Annotated in this window: 24 protein-coding genes; 14 read left to right on the forward strand and 10 right to left on the reverse strand. The window is 67.7% G+C overall.

Annotation, left to right across the window (positions count from 1 at the left end; translation table 11 throughout):
* The coding region (locus tag ABEJ63_RS05655; RefSeq protein ID WP_375795382.1) for a zinc ribbon domain-containing protein at positions 1-553 on the forward strand (553 nt) is incomplete at its 5' end.
* A 41-nt stretch (positions 554-594) separates the two neighbouring features.
* On the opposite strand, the gene ABEJ63_RS05660 is transcribed toward ABEJ63_RS05655, so the two are convergent.
* On the reverse strand, positions 595-1,230 hold the full coding sequence (locus ABEJ63_RS05660; protein ID WP_375795383.1) for a DUF1028 domain-containing protein: 636 nt from the start codon (positions 1,228-1,230) through the stop codon (positions 595-597).
* 86 nt (positions 1,231-1,316) lie between these two features.
* Here ABEJ63_RS05660 and ABEJ63_RS05665 point away from each other — a divergent pair, with 86 nt between their 5' ends.
* The gene (locus tag ABEJ63_RS05665; protein WP_375795384.1) at positions 1,317-2,933 is read left to right on the forward strand and encodes a gamma-glutamyltransferase family protein; all 1,617 of its coding nucleotides are present in this window, start codon (positions 1,317-1,319) and stop codon (positions 2,931-2,933) included.
* Positions 2,933-4,216 carry an OFA family MFS transporter gene (locus tag ABEJ63_RS05670; protein WP_375795385.1) on the forward strand — a complete coding sequence of 428 codons (1,284 nt, stop codon included), beginning with the start codon at positions 2,933-2,935 and terminating at the stop codon, positions 4,214-4,216. Before ABEJ63_RS05665 ends, ABEJ63_RS05670 begins: the two co-directional genes overlap by 1 nt.
* A gap of 8 nt (positions 4,217-4,224) precedes the next feature.
* Here ABEJ63_RS05670 and ABEJ63_RS05675 read toward each other — a convergent pair whose 3' ends face one another.
* Complete coding sequence (locus ABEJ63_RS05675) at positions 4,225-4,941, reverse strand: hypothetical protein (protein WP_375795615.1); 717 nt, start codon at positions 4,939-4,941, stop codon at positions 4,225-4,227.
* 123 nt (positions 4,942-5,064) lie between these two features.
* Between ABEJ63_RS05675 and ABEJ63_RS05680 the strand changes: the two genes are divergently transcribed.
* Genes ABEJ63_RS05680 through ABEJ63_RS05690 form a run of 3 tightly spaced genes read left to right on the forward strand, consistent with a single transcriptional unit; the run spans position 5,065 to position 6,400 of the window.
* Positions 5,065-5,334 carry a hypothetical protein gene (locus ABEJ63_RS05680; RefSeq protein ID WP_375795386.1) on the forward strand — a complete coding sequence of 90 codons (270 nt, stop codon included), beginning with the start codon at positions 5,065-5,067 and terminating at the stop codon, positions 5,332-5,334.
* Positions 5,335-5,360: 26 nt separating this feature from the next.
* On the forward strand, positions 5,361-5,780 hold the full coding sequence (locus tag ABEJ63_RS05685) for a hypothetical protein (RefSeq protein ID WP_375795387.1): 420 nt from the start codon (positions 5,361-5,363) through the stop codon (positions 5,778-5,780).
* Between the two features lie 50 nt (positions 5,781-5,830).
* A complete protein-coding gene (locus tag ABEJ63_RS05690; protein ID WP_375795388.1) occupies positions 5,831-6,400 on the forward strand; it encodes a hypothetical protein in 570 nt (189 codons plus the stop codon).
* A gap of 5 nt (positions 6,401-6,405) precedes the next feature.
* Here the strand turns inward: ABEJ63_RS05690 and ABEJ63_RS05695 are convergent, their stop codons facing one another.
* The gene (locus ABEJ63_RS05695) at positions 6,406-7,287 is read right to left on the reverse strand and encodes an NAD(P)H-binding protein (protein WP_375795389.1); all 882 of its coding nucleotides are present in this window, start codon (positions 7,285-7,287) and stop codon (positions 6,406-6,408) included.
* A gap of 436 nt (positions 7,288-7,723) precedes the next feature.
* On the opposite strand from ABEJ63_RS05695, the gene amrS reads away from it, so the two are divergent.
* Together amrS and amrB are read left to right on the forward strand one after the other, a co-directional pair.
* Positions 7,724-8,794: an AmmeMemoRadiSam system radical SAM enzyme gene (amrS, locus tag ABEJ63_RS05700; RefSeq protein WP_375795390.1), complete on the forward strand. Its 1,071-nt coding sequence runs from the start codon at positions 7,724-7,726 to the stop codon at positions 8,792-8,794.
* A 12-nt stretch (positions 8,795-8,806) separates the two neighbouring features.
* Positions 8,807-10,291: an AmmeMemoRadiSam system protein B gene (gene amrB / locus ABEJ63_RS05705; RefSeq protein ID WP_375795391.1), complete on the forward strand. Its 1,485-nt coding sequence runs from the start codon at positions 8,807-8,809 to the stop codon at positions 10,289-10,291.
* On the opposite strand, the gene ABEJ63_RS05710 is transcribed toward amrB, so the two are convergent.
* Positions 10,288-11,199, reverse strand: a complete 912-nt coding sequence (locus tag ABEJ63_RS05710) for a sulfurtransferase (protein ID WP_375795392.1) — start codon at positions 11,197-11,199, stop codon at positions 10,288-10,290. The two genes, amrB and ABEJ63_RS05710, sit on opposite strands and share 4 nt — an antisense overlap.
* Positions 11,200-11,412: 213 nt before the next feature.
* Here ABEJ63_RS05710 and ABEJ63_RS05715 point away from each other — a divergent pair, with 213 nt between their 5' ends.
* From ABEJ63_RS05715 to ABEJ63_RS05725, 3 genes are read left to right on the forward strand one after another with little or no spacing between them, the layout of a single operon-like run.
* A complete protein-coding gene (locus tag ABEJ63_RS05715; RefSeq protein ID WP_375795393.1) occupies positions 11,413-12,984 on the forward strand; it encodes a COG1361 S-layer family protein in 1,572 nt (523 codons plus the stop codon).
* On the forward strand, positions 12,981-15,512 hold the full coding sequence (locus ABEJ63_RS05720) for an RND family transporter (RefSeq protein ID WP_375795394.1): 2,532 nt from the start codon (positions 12,981-12,983) through the stop codon (positions 15,510-15,512). The genes ABEJ63_RS05715 and ABEJ63_RS05720 overlap by 4 nt, the downstream gene beginning before the upstream one ends.
* A complete protein-coding gene (locus ABEJ63_RS05725) occupies positions 15,509-16,144 on the forward strand; it encodes a TetR/AcrR family transcriptional regulator (RefSeq protein ID WP_375795395.1) in 636 nt (211 codons plus the stop codon). Before ABEJ63_RS05720 ends, ABEJ63_RS05725 begins: the two co-directional genes overlap by 4 nt.
* Before the next feature lie 4 nt (positions 16,145-16,148).
* Here the strand turns inward: ABEJ63_RS05725 and ABEJ63_RS05730 are convergent, their stop codons facing one another.
* The 4 genes from ABEJ63_RS05730 to ABEJ63_RS05745 form a co-directional block, all read right to left on the reverse strand.
* A complete protein-coding gene (locus ABEJ63_RS05730; RefSeq protein WP_375795396.1) occupies positions 16,149-18,221 on the reverse strand; it encodes a hypothetical protein in 2,073 nt (690 codons plus the stop codon).
* A gap of 114 nt (positions 18,222-18,335) precedes the next feature.
* Positions 18,336-18,503 carry a hypothetical protein gene (locus ABEJ63_RS05735; protein WP_375795397.1) on the reverse strand — a complete coding sequence of 56 codons (168 nt, stop codon included), beginning with the start codon at positions 18,501-18,503 and terminating at the stop codon, positions 18,336-18,338.
* 39 nt (positions 18,504-18,542) lie between these two features.
* Entirely contained in the window at positions 18,543-19,091 is a 549-nt protein-coding gene (locus ABEJ63_RS05740; RefSeq protein WP_375795398.1) for an HVO_2922 family protein, read from the reverse strand.
* Positions 19,092-19,134: 43 nt separating this feature from the next.
* Complete coding sequence (locus ABEJ63_RS05745; RefSeq protein ID WP_375795399.1) at positions 19,135-19,413, reverse strand: hypothetical protein; 279 nt, start codon at positions 19,411-19,413, stop codon at positions 19,135-19,137.
* A 181-nt stretch (positions 19,414-19,594) separates the two neighbouring features.
* On the opposite strand from ABEJ63_RS05745, the gene ABEJ63_RS05750 reads away from it, so the two are divergent.
* From ABEJ63_RS05750 to ABEJ63_RS05760, 3 genes are read left to right on the forward strand one after another with little or no spacing between them, the layout of a single operon-like run.
* Positions 19,595-21,448: an aldehyde ferredoxin oxidoreductase family protein gene (locus ABEJ63_RS05750; protein WP_375795400.1), complete on the forward strand. Its 1,854-nt coding sequence runs from the start codon at positions 19,595-19,597 to the stop codon at positions 21,446-21,448.
* Positions 21,448-21,726, forward strand: a complete 279-nt coding sequence (locus ABEJ63_RS05755) for a ubiquitin-like small modifier protein 1 (RefSeq protein ID WP_375795401.1) — start codon at positions 21,448-21,450, stop codon at positions 21,724-21,726. The genes ABEJ63_RS05750 and ABEJ63_RS05755 overlap by 1 nt, the downstream gene beginning before the upstream one ends.
* 55 nt (positions 21,727-21,781) lie before the next feature.
* Entirely contained in the window at positions 21,782-23,014 is a 1,233-nt protein-coding gene (locus tag ABEJ63_RS05760; RefSeq protein WP_375795402.1) for an iron-containing alcohol dehydrogenase, read from the forward strand.
* Here ABEJ63_RS05760 and ABEJ63_RS05765 read toward each other — a convergent pair whose 3' ends face one another.
* Positions 23,015-24,472: a DICT sensory domain-containing protein gene (locus tag ABEJ63_RS05765; RefSeq protein ID WP_375795403.1), complete on the reverse strand. Its 1,458-nt coding sequence runs from the start codon at positions 24,470-24,472 to the stop codon at positions 23,015-23,017.
* Positions 24,473-24,517: 45 nt separating this feature from the next.
* Positions 24,518-24,883: a sensor histidine kinase gene (locus tag ABEJ63_RS05770; protein ID WP_375795404.1), complete on the reverse strand. Its 366-nt coding sequence runs from the start codon at positions 24,881-24,883 to the stop codon at positions 24,518-24,520.
* Between the last annotated feature and the right edge of the window lie 25 nt (positions 24,884-24,908).

A 24,908-nucleotide genomic window follows, 5' to 3' on the forward strand; every position in this document is an offset into this window, starting at 1 on the left:
AAGCATCCACCGGAAACTCGATGACAAAGAGGAACGATTCACCGAGTGGGTGTTGCATCGGCTCTCCCGTGCTGCCGTGGAGTTCGCAGAACAGTTCTCGAATCCGGTTATCGTGTTCGAGGATATGAGCGGCATCCGCGACGAAATCAAGTACGGGACGTATATGAACCGCCGATTGCACAAACTGCCGTTCCACAAGTTCGAGAAGTTCGTCTCGTACAAGGCGACGTGGCGAGAGATTCCCACGGATACGGTTGACGCGTACTACAACTCGCAGACGTGTTCGTGCTGTGGTGAGCGTGGGTATCGGCAGGGAGGACGGTTCCACTGTACGAACGACGAGTGTGACGTGGTGCAGGATCACGCTGACCGGAATGCGTCGGTGAACATCGCGTGGCGCGAGAAGGCGAAGCTCGACGGCGACGAATCGAATTACCGGACTCACAAAACCCAGCCGCAGGTGCGGTTGGTGCGTCTGTCCGGGTCGGGGCGTGTAAGCCGCCCAACCTCATCCCGCTCGCTTGCCGAGCAGGGAGTGCTAGCGCACGGCTGAGGGAACCAACAAAAGCCTCGGGCCACCGCGCCCGAGGCTGTTTACTCGAAGATGCGGTGCTTCGATTCCTCGCTGAACCCATCGCTCGCCTCACGAGCGGCCGCGTACACGCGCTGCAGTTCCGCGATGGGCGTCTCGTGGTGGTCGACCCGGAGATCGTGGTAGGCGGTCGTCTCAGGGGCCTTGATTGCGATGGCCGCAGAGGAGTGTCCCCGGTCGTCGCCGCCGGCGTCCCGGCCAGCTGCCAGTGCTGCGATAAGCCGCTCGCCGATCAGCCCGTCCGCGTCGCGATACGTCTCCACGAGCGCGTCGAGCGTCTCCGGGCCGGCGAGCATGTTGCCCGCGGCGGTCACCGTCTCCTCGACCCGGTGGCCAGCCCACTCGTCGCAGTCCTCGCCTGTGTGCGCGAAGCCACTCCCGCGGGCGTCGACGCCGTGGACCTGTCGGAGGTCGCTGTGCTCGTCCTGTGCGAGCAGGCCCGTGAGTGCGTCCTCGACCGCGAGATCCGCAAGCAGGTCGATCCCCCGCCGCCCCAGCCGGACGTTGACGAACGCCTGCGTGCTGATAGCCCCCGCATGACTCACGCAAGGCGCCAGCGCGCCGACAGCCGGCGCGTCCGTCGCCACCGCGACGCCGAACGTCGGACCTGGCTCGCGCACGCAGATTGAGAACGTCATACGTTGAAGGTCGAACGCACCGTCTTTGCCGTTCGCCCGGATATATTCGGTGCCCCGCTTTACGAGGGCGAGCATATAGGCCGAGTATGGACGGACCCGATCTCGACAAGTTCAACTCTCGGCGGTCGACGGTATATGGCGACGCTGGCGTCGTCGCAACGAGCCAGCCGCTGGCCGCGGAGGCCGGCATCGAGACGCTCCGCGCGGGCGGCAACGCCTTCGATGCGGCCGTCGCCACCGCCGCTGCACTCAACGTCGTCGAACCCACCTCGACCGGGCTCGGCGGCGATGTGTTCGCGCTCTACCGAACCGCCGACGGTGAGGTGGGCGGGCTCCGCTCGTGTGGGGGCGCGCCCGCCGGCGCCACTCGCGAGCGGGTCCGCGAGGCCGTCGCCGACGACGACGAAGCCCCTGCCGACGCCGAGATGCCGATGCACGGCCCGCATACGGTGACGGTACCGGGGACCGCCCGGGGCTGGGAGACGACCGTCGAGGAACTGGGACGGCTGACGCTGGCTGACGCGCTTGGACCTGCCATCCAGTACGCCACAGAGGGGTATCCCGTCAGCGAGGTGGTCGCCGCGCAGTGGCAACACGCCGACGACCTGTTCGACGATGACCACGCCCGCGAGGCGTACCTGCCGGCCGGCCGGCCACCGACGGTCGGCGAGCGGGTCCAACTCCCACAGCTGGGCGCGACCTTACAGCGGGTCGCCGAAGAGGGCGCCGACGTCGTCTACGAGGGGGCTATCGCGGAGGCCATCGCCGACGAGGTGCAATCGAAGGGTGGCTTCATGACCGTCGACGACCTGGCGGCCTTCGAACCGGAGTTTGTCGAGCCTGTGGAGACGACGTACAACGGCGCCGAGGTGTACGAACTCCCGCCGAACAACCAGGGACTCATCGCGCTGGAGGCACTCAATATCGCCGAGCAGATCGGCGCTGGCGAGCACGCCTACGACTCCCCAGATCGGGTCCACGCCTTCGGCGAAGCGATGAAACGAGCGTTCCACGACGGCCATCGCTACATTACCGACCCCGACTACGAGGAGATCCCACCGCTGGCCTCGAAGGCGTACGCCGCCGACCGTGCGGCCGACATCGACGACGAGCCGAGCGATGTCTCCTTCGGCGTCCCCGACGCACACGCCGAGGATGCCGATACCGTCCTCCTGTGTGTAGCTGATGATGAAGGGAACGTCGTCTCATATATCAACTCCCGATTCGCCGGCTTCGGCTCCGGATTGGTCGCCGGCGACACCGGTATCGCACTCCAGAACCGTGGGGCGTCGTTCTCGCTGTCCGACGACCACCCCAATCGGCTCGAACCCGGCAAGCGGCCGTTCCACACGCTCGTCCCCGCGGTGGCGAAGCTCGCGGATGACGACTGGCTCGGGTTTGGCGTGATGGGCGGCTACATGCAGCCGCAGGGCCACGTCCAGGTGCTCTCGAACGTCATCGACTACGATATGCCCGTTCAGCGGGCGCTCGATGAGCCGCGGTGGCGCTACCGCGAGGACGGCGATCTCGCGCTGGAAGAGCGGCTCGCAGCGTCGGTCGGGGCGCCGCTGGACCGACGCGGCCACGACATCTCCGTGCTGCATGCGGGGATGTTCGGCGGCGCGCAGCTGGTGCGCAACGAGGAGGGCGTACTGTCGGGGGCGACCGAACCGCGCAAGGACGGCTCGGTCGGCGCCTACTGATGGCCACCGACGCCGGGGGCGACGTCGACTACGGTGCCCGTGCGAAGGAGCATCTCGGCTTCTCGCGGTGGTGGCTCATCGTCGCGGCTGTCCTCTCGATGGCCGTCATCAGCCCCTACCAGTACGTCTGGTCGTCAATCGAGGGGCCCATCGCCCGTGACCTGGGTATCCCGCTACCGGCGCTGGGACTCGTGTTCACGCTGTTCGTTATCTTCCAGGCCGGTTCGCAGTTCCCCGTCGGCTGGTGGCGCGACCGCCACGGTCCGCGAGCTATCACGCTCGTGGCGGCCGTGCTCGCAGGCGGCGGTTACTTCCTGCTCGCGTACGCCGAGAGCATCTGGCAACTCTACCTCCTCTACTCACTGGGGGCCGTCGGTGTCGGCATCGTCTACACCGTCGCCGTCAATACCGCCATCAAGTGGTTCCCTGACCGGACCGGGCTGACGACCGGCCTGGGAACGATGGCGTTTGCCGCCGGTGCGGCGCTGTTCGTCCCGTTCGTCCGGGCGAACGCCGATGTCTCCGCCTACGGGACCGTCCTCCGGGTGATGGGTGTCATCATCTTCGCGGCTATCCTCCTGGCTGGGCTCGTCCTCCGTGACCCGCCCGAGTCGTGGTACGACCGCGAAGACGACGGGACGACCGACTACACCGACCAGTCGTTCACGTGGCGAGAGATGCTCACCACCTGGCAGTTCCCAGTCATGTATCTGATGTTCGTCGGAGTGAGCGGCGCGGGGCTGATGCTGACGGCGAAGATCATCTCCTTCGCGGAGGCAATGAACCTCGATGCGGGTACGGCGACGCTGTCGGCGGTGCTGCTTCCGCTATCGGGCGGAGCCGGCCGGCTTATTATCGGCGAACTGTCCGACCGCATCAGCCGGCGAGCGGCGATGGCCGTCTCCTTCAGCCTGCTTGGGCTCGGGCTGCTGGCCGTCGTCGAGTTCGCGCGGGTCGGCAACGCCGTTGCGTTCCTGGCGGCAGTCGTCGTCGCGACGTTCTTCTGGAGTCCACAGTACACCCTCTTTCCCAGTATCGTCGCCGACTACTACGGTGAGGCGAATTCCTCGGCCAACTACGCACTGCTCTACTCGGGGAAGATGTGGGGTGGCGTCTTCGGCGGCGCCGCCACCGGCTGGGCCGTCACCGTCGCCGGCTGGACGACCACGTTCCGGCTGGGCGCAGCGCTCGCCATCCTCGCGGGCTTGGCCGCACTCGCGCTCCGGGCCCCCTCTCGGGAGCAGACGCCCCGGACGGAGCCAACACCGGCCGACGGAGACTGACCTCCTGGTTAGAACCCGCCGTAGCGCAGATACACCATCACGGCAATCAGGGTGAGCTGGAACAGCCCCTGGACGCCCGCGAGTTTCGCGTTGCGCTCGCCGATGCGGGCGATGACGTCGGCATCCGGCTCGGCAGCGGCCATCTCCTGATACATGCGAATCTCGCCGGGCAGCAGGAAGCCGAACCCCTGGACGGACAGCACCGTCACGATGGCCAGCGACAGCAGGATGATGGGTTCGGCGGCAGTGAGCGAGCCGACGGTGGCGGCGACCCACGCCAGCGAGCCGACCGTCGCAACCCCGAAGACGGCCTGCCAGCGGCGATCATCGTAGGCGTCGAGCCGCCAGCCCAGCAGCAGGAGGATTGGGATGAGATTGACGGCAGTGAACAGCGCCAGCCACGGCCCGGCGTTCTCGAACCAGCCTACCCGCTGGGCGAGGGTGATGCCGCCCGCGATGGTGGCCAGCGCCAGCGACGGCAAAAAGAAGGCGACCTTCGGCGTAAGCCGGCGGAAGACAGCCGCACTCTTCTCGGCATCCAGGCCGCCGACCACCGGTCCGAGCACCAGCCCGAAAAACAGGTCCGTCCCCGTCCAGAGGACGCCCGCCATCACGTGGACATACGTGTGTATCTGGACCGAGGCGACGGTCACCGCGTACGCCAGCGCGAGTAGCGATACCCCCACGACGCCGCCGGCGAAGGCCGGGTTCGCACGCATCCCCAGGCCGGCGACGGTACCGCGAATCGAACTCGTCGACATGACGGACGATGTGTCAACCCATAATGGAATAAGCGCTCCGCCGACGGTCGGCACAGCCGGTTTGTGGCCGCAGGCCCTACCGCGGCCATGGCTGAACGAATCGAGCGTGCACTGCGCGAGGACGAGACGGCTGTCGCACGGCAACAGGCGTTCGCAGCGGCCGGCGGCCGGTACGGCGCGGCTATCGGATCGCAGCTTGGCCCCGTGGGCGCTGGCGTCGGTGCAGGCCTCGGAAGCGCGGCTGGCTACCTGGTCGCCGTCGGCCTCCTCGGTGACGAGGCTGGCGACCAGGCGGACGAGCGGAGTGACGACGAGCCAATCGTACTGTCCGTGGAATCCGCGGAATCGGCCAATTGAAACGGCTCGCACCCGTACCAAGGGTAGTGACTGACGGCGCTCGCCCGCTGCTCGTCTACGACGGCAGCAGACGGCTGTTCCGACGGGTCGCTGAGCGGCTGACTGCCGACTCCGACCTCCAGACGGTATCGTGGGATGCGGAGCCGGTGCAGGCGTTCCTCGAGGCCCAGTTCGACGACCGACCGTTCGCGTTTATTCTCGTAGAGGGCGACCAGGTCCACGCGGGACAGACGGCGGTCGCGCGGCTACTGCGCCGCTCCGGGGCCGACGAGCGGGCCGTCCGGCTGGCCGAGCGGGCGTACCCGGCTGTGGCCGGCCCGTTTGGCCGCGTCGTCCACGGCCAGGCGCCCGCGGACCTCGCGGGAACATTCCCACTCGACGAGCGGGCGCAGGCTCATCTTGCGCCGCTGCGAGACGCGACGGAGATTCCTGTCTCCACCGAGTAACCCAGGAAGCGACCGCCCGCTTTTACCCGTCCGGTCGCGAGCCCGTCGGTATGGATACTGAGCGCGCCGACCCCTCCGCGCCCGAGCCGGATATCGAGGATGTCTTCGAAGAGTTGGAGGAGTTGGCCGAGCTGGTCGACTCTCCCGAAGAGCGCGAGCAGGTCATCGAGACGATGCGGACGCTCCGGCAAAGTCGCTCGACCCGGCTCGTCGGCCGGCTCCGAGATACGTTCGACAGCCGCGATGTCGGAGAGGCACTGGTTGGAAGTTTCATTTTCGGGATTCCGATGATTGTGGAGGGCGGGACACTCGAGGTCGGGGCGTTTATCGCCTCACGACCGTTCCTGCTCGTCGCGACGGCGCTCGTCGGGCTAGCACTCACCTACGGAATCCTCCACGCGGCCAACTTCGAACGGGTAGCCGACGACCAGCTGTTCGGCGTGGTGCCGGTCCGGCTGGTGACAATCCCGCTTATCGCGGCTGTCACTGGTTTCGGACTGATGACCATCTGGGGCCGCGTCGACTGGGCGGAACCGCTCGTCGCGACCAGCCAGTGTCTCGTTACCGCGGTCGTGATGGCGGTCGGGGCCTCGCTGGGCGACGTCCTGCCGGGTACCTAACGCGATCAGGCCGCCAGCGCCTGCTCGATGGCGTCGGGAATCTCCGTGCGGTCGATAGGGATGACCTGGTGGAGGTCTCGGTCAGGATTGACGGTGACGGGATGGCGCATGCTCTCGGCCAGCGGCCGGGCAATCTCGTACTGGACATCCGTGGTGAAGCGGAGCCAGTGTGAGGAGAGCCCGGGGGTCATGACCGGAACGGGGATGATGAACACACGTCGACCCTTCAGCCGGGCCGTCTCGCGCAGCAGCTTCTCGTAGGACCAGACTGCCGGCGCGCCAATGTCGTAGGTGCCGCCGCGTGTCTCCTCGGCGTCGAGCAATCGCACCAGGTACTCGACAGTGTCATCGATGCCGATGGGCTGACACGGTGTCCGTACCCACTTAGGGACGACCATTACCGGGAGCCGGTCGGTCAGGTCGTCGACGATGCGGAAGCTGGCGCTCTCCGGGCCGATGATGATGGCCGCCCGCAGTACCGTCAGGTCGAAGCTCCCGTCCGCGAGCACCGTCTCTACCTCGCGTCGTGAGGCAAGGTGTGGCGAGAGGTCCGTCTCGTCGCCGCTGATGCCGCTCAGATACACCACCCGGTCGACGCCCGCAGCCGTCGCCATATCCCGAAAGCGGGCGGCGTACCGACGGTCGAGTTCGGCGAAGTTGGCCGACGTCAGCGAATGGAGCAGATAGTAGGCCACGTCGACATCCTCGCAGAGGCCGCCCAGCGTGTCAGGGTCGCCCATGTCGCCGTCGAACGGCTCGACCCCGTCTGGGAACGCTGTCTCGCTTGCCGACCGCGAGAACGCCACCACGTCGTGGCCCTGCTCGTGGAGCGCACGGACCAGCCGTCGACCGACGAACCCCGTCGCCCCCACCACCAGTGTTCGCATGCATGAGACGTGGTAGCCCAGCCCGAAGGGGATTGTGCCCGCGAGCGCCGGTACAGTGACAGGCGAGCAGTTCCGCGCGGGCCGTATGGCTGGACGACCGACTGGCCGCACGGACCGAGTGGCACACGTTTGTCGGGCTGGTGCCACTGCTTCTACCCGAGACGCCCGAATCCGTCCCGTGTAGTGACGCCCAGCCGGCACGCGCGCTTGTGTACAACGACGCGTCGCCGAGTGCGTCGATTCGTATCGACCCGTCGCGCGGTCGGTTGCAGCGTGGCACGAGCGCACCGTTGACGGCATCCACTCGAATGGGACGGGACATGCTGTCGTTGTCGAACGGGTGGCGGCTTGCTCGTGGAACGGGGCGCCGGCGGCCAGTGAGTGCCCGAACCTGTTCGGCTCGGCGTGCTTCTGACTCTGCGGCGTACATCTAAGCATGGCAACGAGCGGCGACCCGGCCGACGCTGGCCGGGAGACGGAACACTACGAACGCGACGGCAAGACCGTCCGGTGTGGCGTCTGCCCCCGGCGGTGTGTTGTCCCGCCGGGCGAGCAGGGCGTCTGCGGCGTTCGCGAGAACCACGACGGCCGACTCCTTCTGACCACCCATGGGCAGGCGGTGTCGGCGTCGGTCGACCCCATCGAAAAAAAGCCCCTGTTCCACGTCGCGCCGGGCGCGTCCGTGTTGTCGATTGCGACGAAGGGGTGTAACTTCGCGTGTGACTTCTGTCAGAACTACCGGATTGCCCTCGAGTACGACGAGGCGGACGTCACGGAGATGACGCGATCGCCGGAGACACTGGCGGCCCGCGTCGGCGGCGATGTCGACGGGCTGGCGTACACCTACACGGAGCCGACGGTGTTCATGGAGTACGCGCTGGATACGATGCGGGCGGCGCCGCCGAGTGCGCTGCAGGTCTTCGTCTCGAACGGCTATATGACCACTGCGACCGTCGACACGCTGGCACCGCACCTCGATGCTATCAACGTCGACCTGAAGGGCGACGCGGCGTTCTACCGCGAGCACGTCGGCGTCCCCGATCCAGACCCTATATACGAGACGATCGAGCGGTTCCGCGAACACGGCGTCCACGTCGAGGTGACGAACTTGCTCGTGCCTGGCGAGAACGACGCCGAGCCGGCCGTCCGCGAGCGACTCCGCCGGCTCCGTGATATCGCTGACACGGACCTGCCGCTGCACTTCTCACGGTTCCACCCTGCCTACCAACTCCAGGACCGCCGGCCGACGCCCGTCGACACGCTTGAGCGGGCGCTCGATGTCGCCCGCGAATTGGGGTTCGACTACGTCTACTGTGGGAACGTCCCCGGCCACGAGTCGGAGTCAACGCACTGTCCGGGCTGCGGGCGGCTGCTCGTCCGCCGGGAAGGATTCGCGGTGCGTGAACTCGCCCTCGCGGACGGCACCTGTCCCGATTGCGGCCACGAAATACCACTCGTGGGTGAGCCGCGGGGCACCACCCGTGGCCGCCCCCGCCCGTTCGCCTGAGCTATGCCTACGGTGCCGACCCTTCCCGACGAGTTGGACCACGCGGCCGGCGAGCGGCTGGTGGCCCTCGCCCGCGAGACGGTCGAGCGGGTCGCCGCAGGGGAGCCGCCGGGGACACCCGACCGGCGCGTCCCGGCACTGGACGCTGCCTGTGGCGTGTTCGTCACCCTGGAGCGGGACGACCAACTGCGCGGCTGCATCGGCCGGCCTGACCCTGACCAGCCGTTGCGGGAGACAGTCGTTGAGGCCGCAACGGACGCCGCCGTGAACGACCCTCGGCTTCCCCCGGTCCGGACCGACGAACCGCCGCGTCTGACCGTGACCGTCACCGTGCTCTCGACGTTCATCCCGGTCGACGGAACGGAGCCGGCCGAGCGTGTGGAGGCCGTCGAGGTAGGCCGGGATGGTCTCGTCGTCGAGTTGGGCCGTCGACGAGGACTTCTACTGCCGCAGGTAGCCGTCGATAACGGCTGGGACGCACGGCAGTTCCTCGCCGAGACCTGCCGGAAGGCGGGACTGGCGGACGACGCCTGGCGCCGCGAGTCTACCACTATTAAGCGGTTCACCGCGCGGGCGTTCACCCAGCCGCCAGACGAGAGGCTGCGCGTCCGCCGGTTCGATGCCGACCGGGAGGCCGCGGCGGACGGCGGTCGCTCGCGGACGGTCGACGAGCGGCCACCCGCCGTCGCTGGCCGGTTTTACGCTGGCGACGAGTCGGCGCTCCGCGAGCAGGTGGCCGACTGTTTCGCCCACGAGTACGGCCCCGGCCAGCCGGCGACCGTCGCGCCCGACGAGCGCCCAGTGGGCGTCGTCGCACCTCACGCCGGCTACCAGTTCTCGGGACCGGTCGCCGCCCATGCCCACGCCCAGTTTGCCGCCGACCCGCCCGACACCGTCGTCGTTCTGGGCCCGAATCACGACGGAACCGGTCCGCCGGCGGCCGTCGCTCCTCACGACCGCTGGCGGACGCCGCTCGGGACCGTCGATGTCGACGCGACCCTTGCCGACCGTCTCGCCGAGACAGACGCCGCGACGTTCCATGCGCGGAGCCACGCCGGCGAACACTCCCTGGAGGTGCAGATACCCTTCCTCCAGCACTGCTGTGGCTCCGTGTCGGTCGTTCCAGTGTGTCTCACACGGGCGGGTACGGAGCGGGCGGAGGCGCTCGGACGGGCCGTCGCCGACGCCGCCGCGTCGGTCGATCAGTCGGTCGGGCTCGTCGTCTCGACGGACCTGACACACTACGCACCCCACGAGGCGGCCGTCGCCGCAGACGAGCCGGTGGTGGAGGCGGTCGCAACGCTGGATGTCGACGGTGTCACCGCCGCCATCGCCGACGGCCACAGCATGTGTGGGCCGTGGGCGACCGTCGCCGGACTGACCGCCGCCAAACGTTTGGGTGCCGAGACGGGCGACCGGCTCCAGTACGCCACCAGCGCCGACACGAGCGGGCGCCGAGACGGCGTCGTTGGTTACTGTGCGGTCGCGCTCCGTTAGTCGCCCAGCCCACCGGTCTCGATGGGGGCGCCAACGAGGTTCCCCCACTCAACCCACGAACCATCGTAGTGACTGACATCCTCGTAGTCGAGCAGTTCGTGGAGGACGAACCACGTCATCGCGGAACGCTCCCCGATGCGACAGTAGGTGACGACTGGCTCGTCAGGCGTGACGCCGCGGTCAGCGTACAGTTCGCGCAACTGGTCGGGTGGCCTGAACCGGCCGTCAGTGCGGTTCTCGTCCCAGTAGACGTGGACTGCGCCGGGGATGTGACCGCCACGCTGGGCGGCCTCGCCGAGGCCCGGCGGCGCAGTCAATTCGCCGGTGTACTCCTCGGGAAGCCGGACATCGACGAACGTCGGCGGGGTCGACGGCTCCGTGACGGCGTCGAACACCGCCTCCCGGCGCGTCCGGATCGACTCGTCAGGCGTGACTGGGCCGTAGTCGACGACCGGCGGGTCCGGAACCGCGTCCGTGGTCGGGCGGTCCTCGGCGAGCCAGCCGCCGCGGCCACCGTCGAGCAGCCGCACATCATCGTGGCCGTAGTAGCGACACAGCCAGTAGAAGTGGGCGGCGAACAGCCCGGAATTGTCACCGTAGGCGACGACCGTCGTCTCCTTGTCGATACCATGCCGGCCGAGCAGGTCCGAGAACGCCGCCGGCCCGACGACGTCGACCCGGTCTGTCGCTCGGAGGTCACGCTCCCAGTCGAGGCCCACTGCACCCGGTATGTGTTCATCGGCGTAGAAGGCGGGATTGAGGTCCACCTCCACCAGCCGGTAGTCGGGGTCAGGCGCCCGGAACTGCTCGAGCCGGTCGGCGACCCATGCCGGTGTCACGAGCGCATCCGTCGGATGCTCGCGCGAGCGCGGCGGTGTATCGGCATCTCGCTGGACGTCCGTACCCATGTATCGAGGTGGCTGCGACGGCCTCATAAGCGGTGGGCCAGCATGCGGTGGGCCGGTGGGCGGAACCGAACCGTTTTGGCTGGCGCTGGCACCGGTCACACAGGGCGTGTTCGGCGTCCTCGCCGGAGCAGTGCTCCGGGGTATCTCGCGTAGAGGTGCGGACGAGCGATCAGACCGTGTGGTTTTATTACTGTTCGACTGAACGTTCAGTCAATGGACGAGCGATGGGGGGCGACGCTGCTGACCGTACTACTCGTCGGCGCCGTGCTCGCCGGCGGCGTCGGCGCCGCGGCGGCGGCCCACAGGGAGGACCCGCGATTCGAGACGAGCGTGCCAGAGCCGGTACTTCAGCCGGGGACGACACAGCAACTCACCGTCGAACTGACGAACGACGCGGCAAACTACGACGACCAGGTTGAGGAGGCGCTAGACGTCCACGCCACGGTTGGGTCCGTCGCTGGCGTCGACGTGCTCTCCGGGACACGCGAGCTGGAGTCCATGGGAGACGGTGAGACGCGAGCGGTGTCGGTCCGAGTCGATGTCCCGACGAACATTCCCGCCGGCACCTACGAGGTCCCGATCACAGTCGCGTACCGTGATGTCGACGACACAGACGAGCGAGTCACGACGACGGTGACGGCGACCATCCGGGTACGCGAGCGGGCCCGGTTTGCCATCCAGTCGGTCAAGTCGAACGCCCCTGTCGGTGGCAGCGGCACGGTCGCGGTAACCGTCGAGAACGTCGGCGAACGAGCGGCCGAGAACGCGGTCGCACAGGTCCGCTCGGCGAATACCGCCGTCACGTTCGGCGGGTCACCAACCGCGAGTCGGTTCGTCGGCGACATCGCACCCGGTGAGACACAAACCGTCACCGTCGAGGCCGCAGTCGCTGCCTCTGCGGACCAGCGCGAGTACGCGCTCGACCTGACCATGGAGTACGAGACCCCAGACGGCGCGGCCCGATCCACCCGGCCGCTCGCATTCGGTGTCGTTCCCACGCCCGAGCAGACGTTCGCCGTCGACAATTTGAACAGTACGCTCCGGGTCGGCGAGGAAGGCCGACTCCAGGGGGTGGTGACCAACACCGGCGATACACGGGTGACGAACGCGGTGGTGACAATCCAGACAGCGAACCCGAACATCGCGCTGCTCGAACCGGAGGTGGCGGTCGGCTCGCTGGCACCGGGTGAGTCGGCACAGTTCGGGTTCGATATCGAGGTGTCTGATGCCGCCGAGGCAGGGCCACGACAGTTCACCCTCCAGGTCGACTACCGGAACACGGCGGATGAGCGCCGCCAGAGCGACACTATCGACGCGCCAGTAAGCATCGCGCCGACCCGCTCGGAATTCACGGTCCGTGCAGTGAACGGGAGTCTCGCGGCCGGCGCGACTGGCCGGCTCACGCTGGCGGTGACGAACGAGCGGGACGAGCCGGTGTCGGACGTGTCGGCGAAGTTGTTCCTCGACGCACCACTCTCTTCGAGCGACGACGAGGGGTTCATCGACCGGCTGGCGCCCGGTGAGACGCGCCGGGTGACGTTCGACCTGTCGGCGGCCCAGAGCGCGCTCGTCGGCAAGACGTACCCCGCAAAGGTTGATTTCCAGTACGAGACGGCCGAAGGCGACAGCCGTATCTCTGACACCTACCGCATCCCCGTGACGACGACAGCGCCGACCGGCGGTGGGCTCCCATTCGGGCTCACCGTCGGCCCCCTCGGGCTGGGCGCTGGCTTGGTGGGACTGTCCATCGTCGGCCTCGGCGCCGTCTACGTCCGCCGGCGATGAACACCGGCATCGACCGGCTCGTCGGACGGGTCGCCGCTGAGATCACCGAGCGGCCGGGGCGTATCATCCTCGTGTTCCTGCTCGTGAGCGTCGTCTTTGCCGGCGGGCTGGCAAACGTCTCCACCTCGGCCGGCACCCAGCAGTTCACATCCGGCATCCCCGCCGAAGAGGCACTCTCGGACATCCAGCGAGAGTTCGGCCCGTCGTTCGCCTCCGGCCAGGGATCGACACAACTCATCCAACGACATCAGAACGTACTCTCGAAGCCGGCGCTACTACGGATGCTGGAAGCCCAAGAGCGGCTTCGAGCAACCGACGACCTCCGGGTAGTGGCGACGAGTTCGCCCGCGTCTACACTCGCGCGGAGTATCGATTCGACGGCTCGGACGCCCGCGGCCCAGCAGCGGGTCATCGAACAGGCAACGGCAAACGAAATCGATGCTGCGATCCGGACAAACGCGGACAACCCGGCGTTCACCGGCGCACTCGCCGACGACTTCAACGCGCGAAGCGCCTCTGCGTCGGCGGCTATCGGGAGCGTCACCCACGAATCGCCCGCGTTCGACAGTGGCGGCGGCGGTGGCGGACCGGGGACGAGCGGCGCCAGTCCGCTGACCGATATCCAGCAGCGAAGCCAGCGGATCGTCGCTACCGTCGGCGGCGACATCACCGTCTTCGGAGCGGGCATTATCTCCGCGGAGTTCGCGGCCGTCATCGGCGACTCGCTGCTCATCGTGACACCCGCGGCGGTCATCCTCATCACGCTGTTTCTGATCGTCGCTTACCGTGACCTGCTTGACCTGCTGCTCGGGACGGCGGCGCTTCTCATGGCCGTCGTGTGGACGTTCGGCTTTCTCGGGCTGGCAGGCATCCCGTTCAGCCAACTGATGATTTCGGTGCCGCCGCTGCTGCTGGCGGTCGGCATCGACTTCGGCATTCACGCGGTGAACCGCTACCGGGAAGACCGGACGACCGGCCTCGATATCGCGGCGGCGATGGACGCGGCCGTCCGCCAACTGGTCGTCGCCTTCTTCATTGTGACGGGAACGACGGTCATCGGCTTCCTCGCCAATCTGACGTCAGCACTCCCGCCGATTCGCGACTTCGGGCTGGTGGCGGCCGCCGGCATCCTGTTCACGTTCCTCATTTTCGGGGTGTTTCTGCCCGCGGCGAAGATATGGCTCGACCGCCGCCGCGACCGACTTCCAATCCCAACGTTCTCGCAGGCGCCGCTTGGAAGCGAGGAGGGCCAACTCGGCCGACTGCTCCGGGGCGGTGTCGTCATCAGCGAGTACGGCCCGCGACTCTTCCTGGCCATCGTGCTCGTGTCGACGCTCGCGCTGGGTGGGTACGCCGCGGACATCTCCACCTCGTTCTCCCAAGAGGAGTTCCTGCCGCCCGAGGAGACACCCGAGTACCTCGCGGACCTACCGGAACCGTTCGCGCCCAGCGACTATTCTGCCGTCGCGACCATCAACTATCTCGAACAGACGTTCACCGCCTCACAGGGTGACGCAGTCACCGTCTACGTAGAGACGAACATGGAGCGGGACTCGCGACTCGAGGAGATACATCGGCTGGGGGCGGATCCGCCGTCCACATTCGTCCGCGAAGACGGCCGAGCCGACACCCGCAGTATCGTGACAGTCATCCAGTCGCGGGCGGCGACGGACCCGCAGTTTCGCGCACTCGTCGCACGTAACGACCGCAACGCTAACGGCGTGCCTGACGACAACCTCGGGGAGGTGTACGACTACCTGCTCGAGTCGTCCTCGCGGGCCGCCGCGCTGCAGTACCTCGCGGAGGATCGCCGAAGCACGCGGGTCGTGTACACGACGGAGGCCGGCGCCGACTCGGCGGCGGTGACGGCCGACGGTCGCCGGGTCGCCGACCGGTTTCGTGGTACCGCGACCGCCACTGGCGGCATCGTCGTCTTCGAGGCAGTCGCGGACCTCATCTTCGAGTCGGCTGTGCGCAGCCTCGGAGTGGCACTCGGGCTCACAATCATCTTCCTTGTGGGTATCTACGGCCTGCTCGAGGGGTACCCGTCGCTTGGCCTGGTCAACACCATCCCGATCGTGCTCGCGGTGACGCTCGTCGCGGCGACGATGCGAGCGGCCGGTATCGCGTTCAACGCCTTCACCGCGACCATCCTCTCGTTGACGATTGGACTCGGCATCGACTACTCCGTTCACGTCGTCCACCGGTTCGTCGACGAGCGCCGGCGAACCGATCTCAGGACGGCACTCGATCGGACCGTCGTCGGGACCGGCGGCGCCCTGCTGGGGAGCATGCTCACGACGACGACGGGCATCGGCGTGCTCGTGCTGGCTGTGCTGAGCGTGCTCGGCCAGTTTGGCCTGCTGACGGCACTGTCTATCTTCTACTCGTTTCTGGCGTCGATGTTCGTGTTGCCCGCAGCGCTCGTCGTCTGGGACGACCTGCAGGGTCACGACCCGAGCGCGCCGCTGGGTCGTGCTGAGAGTGACGACAGCGCCGGCGCGACGCCGACAGAGGTGACCGCATGACTGACCCCGAATCCGAGGACCTACCAATGTCTGGGGAAATCGACACCGACACCGCGACCGACCGCACCGAGACGGAGATACATATCATGGAGGCGACCTACCGGGCGCTGTGTCGCCACGGCTACGCCGACCTAAGCGTCGCTGACATCGCCGCGGAGTTTCCCAAGAGCAAGTCGCTGCTCTACTACCACTACGACTCGAAGGAAGAGCTCATCGTCGCGTTCCTCGGGTTCGCCGTCGACCAGTTCCTCGCCGAGGTAGAGGCAGCGACGGACGACGACGACCCCATCGCGACCGTCCGGACCATCGTCGACCACCTGCTCGTCGTTGACGATTCAGAGCTATTAGAGGGCCAGCGGACCATCGTCGAACTTCGCGGACAGGCCGTCTCGGAGCCGCGCTTCCGCGAACAGTTCACCCGCGTCGACGACCGCCTTCGGGCGCGAATCCAGACAGCCCTCACGGCTGCGGGAGCGCCGGACCCTGAGGCGACGACCGAGCTCATCTACGCGGCCCTCACCGGCGCGATGACGCGCCGCCACACGGCGATAGACGACCCGATGCCGGTGGTTCGCGAGGAACTTCACCAGCTGCTCGACCACGTCGTCGACGGCGACGAGCCGTCAGCCTGACCGTTCAGAGCTTCTCGGCAGCCTGGGCCTGCTCCGTGCGCCGGCGGGCCTGTTCGAGCCGCTGGGCAGCCGCATTGCCCAGTCCATCAGGAACAGAGCCGCGCGCCTCCGCCAGCCGCGAGGCGACGCGGTCGAGCCGGGTCGCCACCGTCGAAAGCTGCTGATCGGCGCCAGCGCCGTCGCCTGCCTCAGCACGGTCGGCGGCCGCTTGAGCGGCCGTTGCCACCGCCTCTAGCGCGTTCGCCAGCCCGGTGACCGCACTGCCGCCACCGCCGTTCTGTCCGCCCGCACCCGTCTTCGTCTCGTCGTCCGCGACTGCCGCCACCTGCGCTCTGGTCTCCTCGGCGACGGTCGCGAGGTACGACGCGAGCGATGTCTTGCCCGTCTGCGGGTTCGACACGCGAACCCGGTCGGTATCCACGTCGGGCTTGACACGGTCGGCGCCCACCTCGCCGGCGGCGTCGCGTACCTCTGTTGTGAACGCGCCGCCGCGGTGGAGGTAGACAGCGTCCGGGCCCGACAGCGGAGCATCGTACAGTCGGCCGGCGAAGTCATCCTCGACGGCGAGGTCCGTGAGCTCGGAGTCAGCCTCGCGGGGGTCGACCTCCAGTTTGGTCGCCTGCTCGTTGGCGACGACAGGAATCTCGCCGCCAACGCCCGCGACAGCCGTCTCCGCCGCTGGAATCGATACCGTCTCACTGTGGGGCGCGACGCCTGCGCCGTTGACCGTCAGCGTGTGCTCGCCCTCGGGGACATCCTGAACGGCGACAACCCCGTTGAATGTCGGCACCGCTTCCGGCTCGCTCTCCAGCAGGGCCGTCAGCTCCAGCGGCGATGTCGTCGTCGTCAGCCCTTCGTCTTCGGGGGCGTCGTCGCTGGTGATAGCGCTGGTGACACCCGCGATAACCTGGTTACTCGTTGACGGCTCGCCGACGGCGTCGTAGCGGTCCGCGAGCGCCTGCCGGTGAGCCGGGTCGGTGATGTCTGCGGCCGGCGCGGTGTACCGGGGCTGGTCCCACGGGACTCCCGTGGTCGTGGTGTGGCTCGCGACGAGGTCCTCCGCGAAGTCCGGAATGGCGAACTCGAAGCGAAGCTGTGGGCCGGTGAATGACTCGATGTGTTCGAGGTCGGCCGCCGGCTCCAGCGCGTACCGCACGTCTGCAGCGTCCTCGCGCGATTCGTGCTCGAAGCGCAGCCCTGTCTCGCGGGCCGGGAGGTTTGTCGGCGGCGACGACAGCGCTGAGAACGACCGGACGGTCAATTCGGGCGGCACCAAATCCGATGCGGTGACGTTCGGCAGTCGTTCGTCCTCGTAGACGGGCGCGCCATCCAGTGCCGGAACGACGAATGGGAGCCGCGATCCCTCGCCGCGGGGGAGCCCGTACGCCAGCGGAATCGACGCGAGGTCCTCAAGGCCGTCGGCCAGCCCGTTCGTGATGTCGGCAGCGTCGCCGTCTAGCGGGATTCGCTGGAACCCGTCGGGGTCGTTGTTGACCGACAGCCCGCTTGAGTGGGACCCCAGTTCCGAGAGCAGTCGCGGCCGACGGTCCGGGTCGGGGTCGAGGTGCTCGTTGTTCGGCACCTTCCGCGAGTGGGAGCTGGCGACGTACAGCTGCGGCTCGCCCGTCTCCGTATCGAGAAACACCTGTAGCAGCTCCCAGTCGTGCCAGTGGAAGTTGACGCTGAACTGGTCGAATGCCGAGTACAGCCAGAACTGGACGACCGCGAGTGGCGAACCCTGGTACTCAACGGCCCGATAGAAGACAGTCGGTGCCGGCGGATCCATGCTGCCGCCGTCCTGTACGTAGCCGTCGAAGGCGTCGAAGCCGTCGACGACCGTGGTCCCGTCCTGCTCGCTCGCGTACGCTCGCGGGTCCGTCGGGAACCACTTCTCGCGGCGGTCGAAGTACAGCGTCGGCGCGAACCGCTCGGCCAGTGCCAGCGCGCGGTCGTCAGAGACGGGGGTCGCCGTGGCGTCCGGGCTGGAAGACGAACAGCCCGCAAGCGCCGCGGCCGCGCCGCCGGCGAGCCCGCCCAGCAGCGTCCGCCGTGAGAGCGATTGGTCGCCGTCGGTCATCGGCGGTCGGGCGATTGGGTCGTGTGACGCGGGCGTGGCGGCCGACGGAGAGCGTGGCGCATATTATCACGAGGAGACGGCCAGACGGAATAGACCTTCTGGCGGCCATCACAGCTACTCAGCGCGGGCCCGGTACCACTCGCGGCCGATGCCGAAAATGAACGGGACGAACGGGATGGTCGCGACTGTCGCCCACAGCAGGCCGAGGAGACTGTAGGTGAGCCCGGCGACGGCCAGCCAGCCGGCGATAATCGCAACAAACGCGGTCAGCTCTCTGGCCACGCCGACCGGCCGACCGCCTGGGACAATACGCTGTCGGTCCTACTCTGGTTCGTGGACGGCTGCGCCAGGCGCGTTCGCGACGACGCTCGCGAGTCCCTTGCGTGCGTTGTGTTTGCGGGTGTACCCCTCGCCGCTCGTCGCGATGATGTTGCCGTTGCGGTGGCGGAGTCGCCAGCGCCACTCGTCGCCCCGATCATGGAAGAGCTCGAACCGGGCGAGCGAATCCAGCGGCGCGTCGGCCGCGACCGCCGGCTCGTCATCGGCGGACTCCGCGAGGGCCTCGGTCGCCGCGTCCGTCGCAGCCGCCGTGTCAGACACATCGGCCGCCTCCGGGACGGTCTCGGCCGTATCAGGCCGCACGCCCTCCGTGACCGGCTCATCCCACTCCAGTTCCACCTCAAGACTCGCCGTGCCGTCGTCGCGTTCGAACTCGAGTTCGACATCAAAGGAAGCGGGCGTCTCGACGGTCGGCCCGTCGTCGCCAACCCGGACCGCCCCGGCGAGCACGCCGTCGGTCAGTCCGCTCAACAGCGCTGCGACACTCGTGTGACTCGCCGTGAACTCCGTCTCGTAGTCATCCGATGGCATGCTGGCCGTTCACGGCCCCCGCGGGAAAGTTTCACGGCCCCGCCTACAGCCGGTCGGGCAGCTGATCGGCCGTCGGTGGCCGGTCGTCGCCAGGGCCAGCGACGAGCCGCATCGTCTGGGCGACGGCTCGCGGAAGGACAACTCGCTCGCCGGACCGGTCGCGGAAAACGACAGCCCCGCGGGTAAAACCGCGACACCGGAGAAATGTCTCACCGTCGGAGAACCAGCGGCCGCGCAGTTCCACGTCCCGTAGCCGCGTCCATGCGTCGAGTGACCGTCGCTCCGGGCGCTGTGGCGTCGACGGCTCGCCGGCACTGCTCATGTGTGTGCCTCGTTCGCATACACACTAAACGCTTCGCCGAACGCTAGCGTGTTCAACGTACGGTCAGTTCGTTGGACACTCGTCTGTACACAGAGGCCAGCGACAGAACACACGTTTCACCTGATCGGCGGTCGCCGGCGACTCCGCTGCACCTTAGTAGCCAGATGTGGGTGTACATAGCATGGCGGAGACGCTTCCCTCGGTATACGGCGGCGAGATACTCCACGTCCATCTCGGCTCCGGCGAGACAGAGATTGAGCCGGTTACCCCCCGCGACGCACGGCGCTTCCTTGGTGGCAACGGGTTCGTCGCCAAGCAGGTGGCCGAACACGTGCCAGTCGACGCGGGCCCGCTCGACCCCGAGAACGTACTGGCGATGGCGGTCGGGCCGATGAATGCGACACCGTTCCAGTCCACCTCTCGTGGCGTGCTCGGGTTCATCAGCCCGATGACGGGCGGCTTCTTCGACTCCACGTTCGGCGGCACGCTGCCGCAGGCGCTGAAGACGACCGGCTTCGACGCCGTCGTCCTCCACGGGGAGGCACCCGAGCCGTCGTACGTGCTCGTCGACGAGACGGGGGCGACGGTGAAGCCCGCCGCCGACCTCGTTGGCGCGGAGACCTACGAGACGTGCGCAGCAGTCCGCGAGCGGGAGGGCGTCGGCTACGACACGCACGTGCTCGCGACCGGCCCCGCAGGCGACAACGAGGTGCGGTACGCCTGTCTACTCCACGACTCGGAGATGCGCGAAGGCGTAGCCGGCCGCGGGGGCGCCGGCGCGGTACTCGGCTCGAAAAACGTCACCGCTCTCGCAGTGCAGGGTGGCGACTTCCAGCCGGAGCCCGCCGGTGATCTCCGCGGGCGGACAGTCCAGCAGATGGGCCAGTTGATGGCCGATACGGAGATGCTCCAGGAGTACGGCACCGCTGGGCTGGTCAACCCCATCAACGAGATGGGAAAGCTCGGCCAGCGCAACATGCAACGCGAGCAGGCACGACCAGAGGCGGCGGAGGCAGTCAGTGGCGAACGGCTCCGCGAGGAGTACGTCACCGAGGACACCACCTGTGCCAACTGTGCGGTGAAGTGCGGCAAACACGTCACCGTTGAGGCGGAGGGGATTACGGATGCGAAGATCCCGGAGTTCGAATCGCTATTCGGCACGGCGACGATGCAAGAGGTGTACGATGTCGAGCGGGTGATGAAAGCCAACGACCTGTGTGACCGGCTCGGGCTCGATACCATCTCGTGGGGCGTGACAGTGTCGTTCGCCCGCGAGTGTGTCGAACGGGGGCTGCTCGAGACGGAGTCGCCACACCTTGACTTCGGGGACGCCGACGGGCTCGTGGACCTTGCTCGCCAGACGGCCCACCGCGAGGGCATCGGTGACGACCTTGCCGAGGGGTCGTTCCGGCTGGCCGCCCGACTGGACGACGAGGCCGACCGCTATCTCTACGGGACGAAGGGGCTGGAGTTCGCGGCCCACTCCGCCCGCGGACTGAAGGGGATGTCCATCGGCTACGCGACGGCCACACGGGGCGGCTCCCACCACGATACCCGGCCTACACTCCAGTACGACGGGCATCACGACGAGACGACCGACGGCACTCCCGAGTTCGCTGCCCGGATACAGCACTTCACCGCACTGGGCGACTCACTCACCCAGTGTCGGTTCGTCAGCGAGGCCGGCTGGGGCGCCCGCGTCAACGAGGCGTACGCAGAGGCGCTGGAACTGGCCACCGGCTGGGAACTCTCAGTCGACGACGTCGAACAGATCGGCGAGCGGGTCTACAACCTCGAGCGGCTCATTAACGTCGCCCGCGGGGTGGCCGACCGCGAGGCCGACACGCTCCCCTACCGCGTCCAGCATGAGCCCATCCCCGAAGGGCCCGCCGAGGGGATGTACTGTCCGCCGGAGGAGCTGGCGGGGATGCTCGACGAGTACTACGCGTTCCGCGGCTGGAACGACAACGGTCACCCGACGGCCGAGACGGTCGACCGGCTCGACATCGGCGACGTGGCAGACCGGCTGGCCTGATGGAGATTCACCTCCGCTTCTTCGGCACCGTCCGGCGGAGCGTCGGCGCGAAGACGGCCGCTAGAGAGATGCCCTCGGACGCGACGGTCAGAGACCTGCTCGCAGCACTGGAGGCTGACCACTCCGGCCTCGCGGGGGACCTACTCGACGGCGGCGATGTCGCGAGCGGGGTCACTGTCCTGCTCGATGGGACAAACGTGGCTAACCGATCGGGAGCCGCCACACCGCTGACGGACGGCGCGACGGTGGCGGTGACGCCGCCGCTCACGGGCGGGTGAGCCGGCCACGTGGAGGGGCAAACACTTTAGTCGCTGTTTGCCCCCGGTACTGAGCATGTCGGAACCTACCCCCGCACACGGTCCGCGCACCGTTGTCTCGCCCGGCAAGACGCTGTTCGGCGTCGGCGTCAGCGAGCAGGTCGGCGACTACGCCGACCGCTACGGCACGCGAGCGCTCGTGCTCGCCAGCGAGGCCATCTACGACATCCACGGCGAGACCATCGTCGAGAATATCGAGGCAGCGGGGGTGGAGACGGCTGTCTACACGGACGTTCGACCGGACCCCACCGTCGCGAACGTGGAGGCCGCCTACGACGTCTGGGAGTCGGAGGGATGTGACGTCATCGTCACGCTCGGCGGCGGGTCCTCCATCGACGTGGGGAAGTCGGTCGGCATCCTGGCGGCCAACGAGGGATCGATTCGCGGCTTCGGCGTCGACCGGGCCGGCTACGAGGGCGTCCCGAACCCGACGCCGCCGGTCATCGCCGTCAACACGACGGCCGGGACGGGTAGCGAGACCACTCGGACGGCCGTGCTCACCGACGAGTCGACGGACACGAAGTTCATCATCGTCTCGGAGAACATCGTCCCGACCGTCGCCGTTGAAGATCCCACACTCATCCAGTCGCTCCCCAAGAGCCACACCGCGTTCACCGGTATCGACGCGTTCACCCACGCCATCGAGGCGTTCACGTCCGTAAAGAGCTACAGCGTCACCGACGGCTACGCCCGGGACGCCATGACCCGTATCGTCGACGCGTTACCCACCTCGTGGGCCAACGGCGACGACATCGAGGCGCGCACGGAGATGCTCATCGGCCAGTTCCAGGCCGGCAAGGCGTTCGGTAACTCCTCGGTCGCACTCGTCCACGGGATGGCGCGGCCGCTCGGCGCCCAACTGCACGTCCCCCACGGGCTGGCGAACGGGCTCATCCTCCCGTACGTCGTGGAGTTCAACCACGTCGCCGCCCCTGGCAAGTACGCTGAGGTGGCCCGACTGCTGGGCGCGGCCGACGCCGACACGCCTGACCGGGTGGCCGCCCGCCGAGCCGGCGATGCCGTCCAGGAACTGTGTGAAGACATCTCGCTGACGGACTACCTCGACGAGTTCGGCGACGTGCCCACGCGGGAGGCGTATCTCGATGTCGTCCCGGAGATGACACAGGACGCCTTCGACTCGGGATCGCCGGATAACAACCCCCGCAAGCCAACCCACGACGAACTCGAGGAGCTGTTCGTCCGAGTCTACGACGACGCGCTCGCGCCCGACAGCCCACGGCGCTCGTAGCTATGCGTCGGCCGGGTACGTCCGTCGCAGATACTCGTCGGTCGCATCGACCAGCGCAGGCTGGAACGTCCAGAAGCCGCTGTACTGGTCCGGACCCGTCTCCTCGCTGACGAGCGCACCCGCCCGGCCACCGGCTGCATCGGGAACGTAGACGACGAACCACGACGCTGCCAGCTCCTCGCCCGCGTCGGCGTGGACGGTGTACAGCTCCTCGTTGGGAATCGCACCGGGCGTCCCGTAGACGTGAACGTCGACGCCGGCGGTCGCGAGCCGCTCGTACAGCTGTCTGGTTCCCTGCTCGTCGTCGACGCGGTCGAGCCGCTGGAAGCCGGCGTGGAGCCGACCACTTCCCGCCTCCAGTGCCCGCGTCTCCACCAGCCGACTGATGCGAATCATCGCCAGCTTGCCGCCGTTCTCGACGGTATACTGCTGACGCTCGGCCTGTGCGAGCACGTCCGGGCGAGTGATGTCGAGCGCAGCCGGGTCGATGTCATCGAGGTCGGACAGTTGGATGTAACTGACCAAGTCTTGGACGGCACTGACGGCCAGCGGCTCGGCGTCCCGATGGAGGATGGCCGCGTCCGTCGGGTGAGGCGTCGACAGCGTCGCCGTCCGGACGCCAACGTTCAGCCGCGCGAAGTGCTCGCGGAGCGTCCCCAGCGTTGCCTCGTCACCGGTGTAGTTGCAAACGACGAGCGTGTAGCCGGCCTCATCCATCGCCTCGATGAGCGCGTGCAGCGACTCGATGGGCGTGTTGACGGGCAGCGACCCGGTCGACCGGAACCGCTCGTCGGCCGCCGAGGGCCCAGCCACCGGCGCTTTGGGCACCTCAAGCGGGTGCCAGTCGCGATCATCACCGATCCCCATCAGCCGGTACTCCGGGGGACCCTCCCCGTCATGATCGCGGACGTCGATACGACCCTCGAAGAGTGCCTCCAGCTGGTCGACGTGATTGGAGCCCGCGTCCGGTTGCATCAGGAATCGGCCGCCGGCGTCCACCTGGTCGAGGAGGTTCGTCAGCGTGTTGGTAAACCGGTAGACCCGCTCGACATCGCTGTAGACGATGAGTGTGGACAGTGAGTCGACGACGACCCGAGGGGTCCCCGTCCCGGCGCCGAGCCGTTCGAAGAGCCGCTGGAATGCGATACCGATACCCGTGAGATCGGCCGGCGAGCCCACCGACTCGACGTTGTCGTCGGCAGCAGAATCCGGGGACTGACCCGTTGCGTCGACGACACCGAGCCGGCTGATGGCGTCGTCCGTCTCGGTAGCAGCCGCCAGCCGCTCGGTCGCGCGGTCGGCAGCAGTGTCGGTCGTCACGAGAACGCAGGTTGCTCCCCGCTCGAGTCCCCCCACGAGGTACCGGTCGGTAAGCCGACGGGTGCCAAGCATGGCCGGCGCCACGACGAGCAGCCGCCGGTCGGGCGACAAGGATTCGAGCGGAGATGGCATGGCCATTACACCGTGGTACGGGGCCCACACGTATAACAGGCCGGCGCCGAGTCAGTCGGTCGCCAGCGGCAGGATGACCTCGACCTGGTTGCCCCCATCGGTCCGCGTCACGTCGACGCGACCGCCCGAAAGTTCGACCAGCCAGTAGACGAGCCACAGCCCAAGCCCAGTGCTATGATAGACGTCGGTCATGTCGACGCCGCCCGTCAGGACCGTCGCCTCAGCGTCGGGGATAGGCGACGCCTCGTCTGTGACGAGCAGCGAGGCTGTCTCGTCGTCGAGGGTGACGGAGACGGTAACGGTGGGGGATGCGGCCGTCGAATGGCGGACGGCGTTCTCGAGAAGTTCGACGATGGCAAGCGGGAATTCCGCCAGCGCATCGACAGCGGCCGTCGTCAGGGTCGTCTCGATACGCACGTCGGGGAACCGCTCGCGGACGGTC

The sequence above is a fragment of the Halosegnis sp. genome, from assembly GCF_042216475.1.
GTDB lineage: Archaea > Halobacteriota > Halobacteria > Halobacteriales > Haloarculaceae > Halosegnis.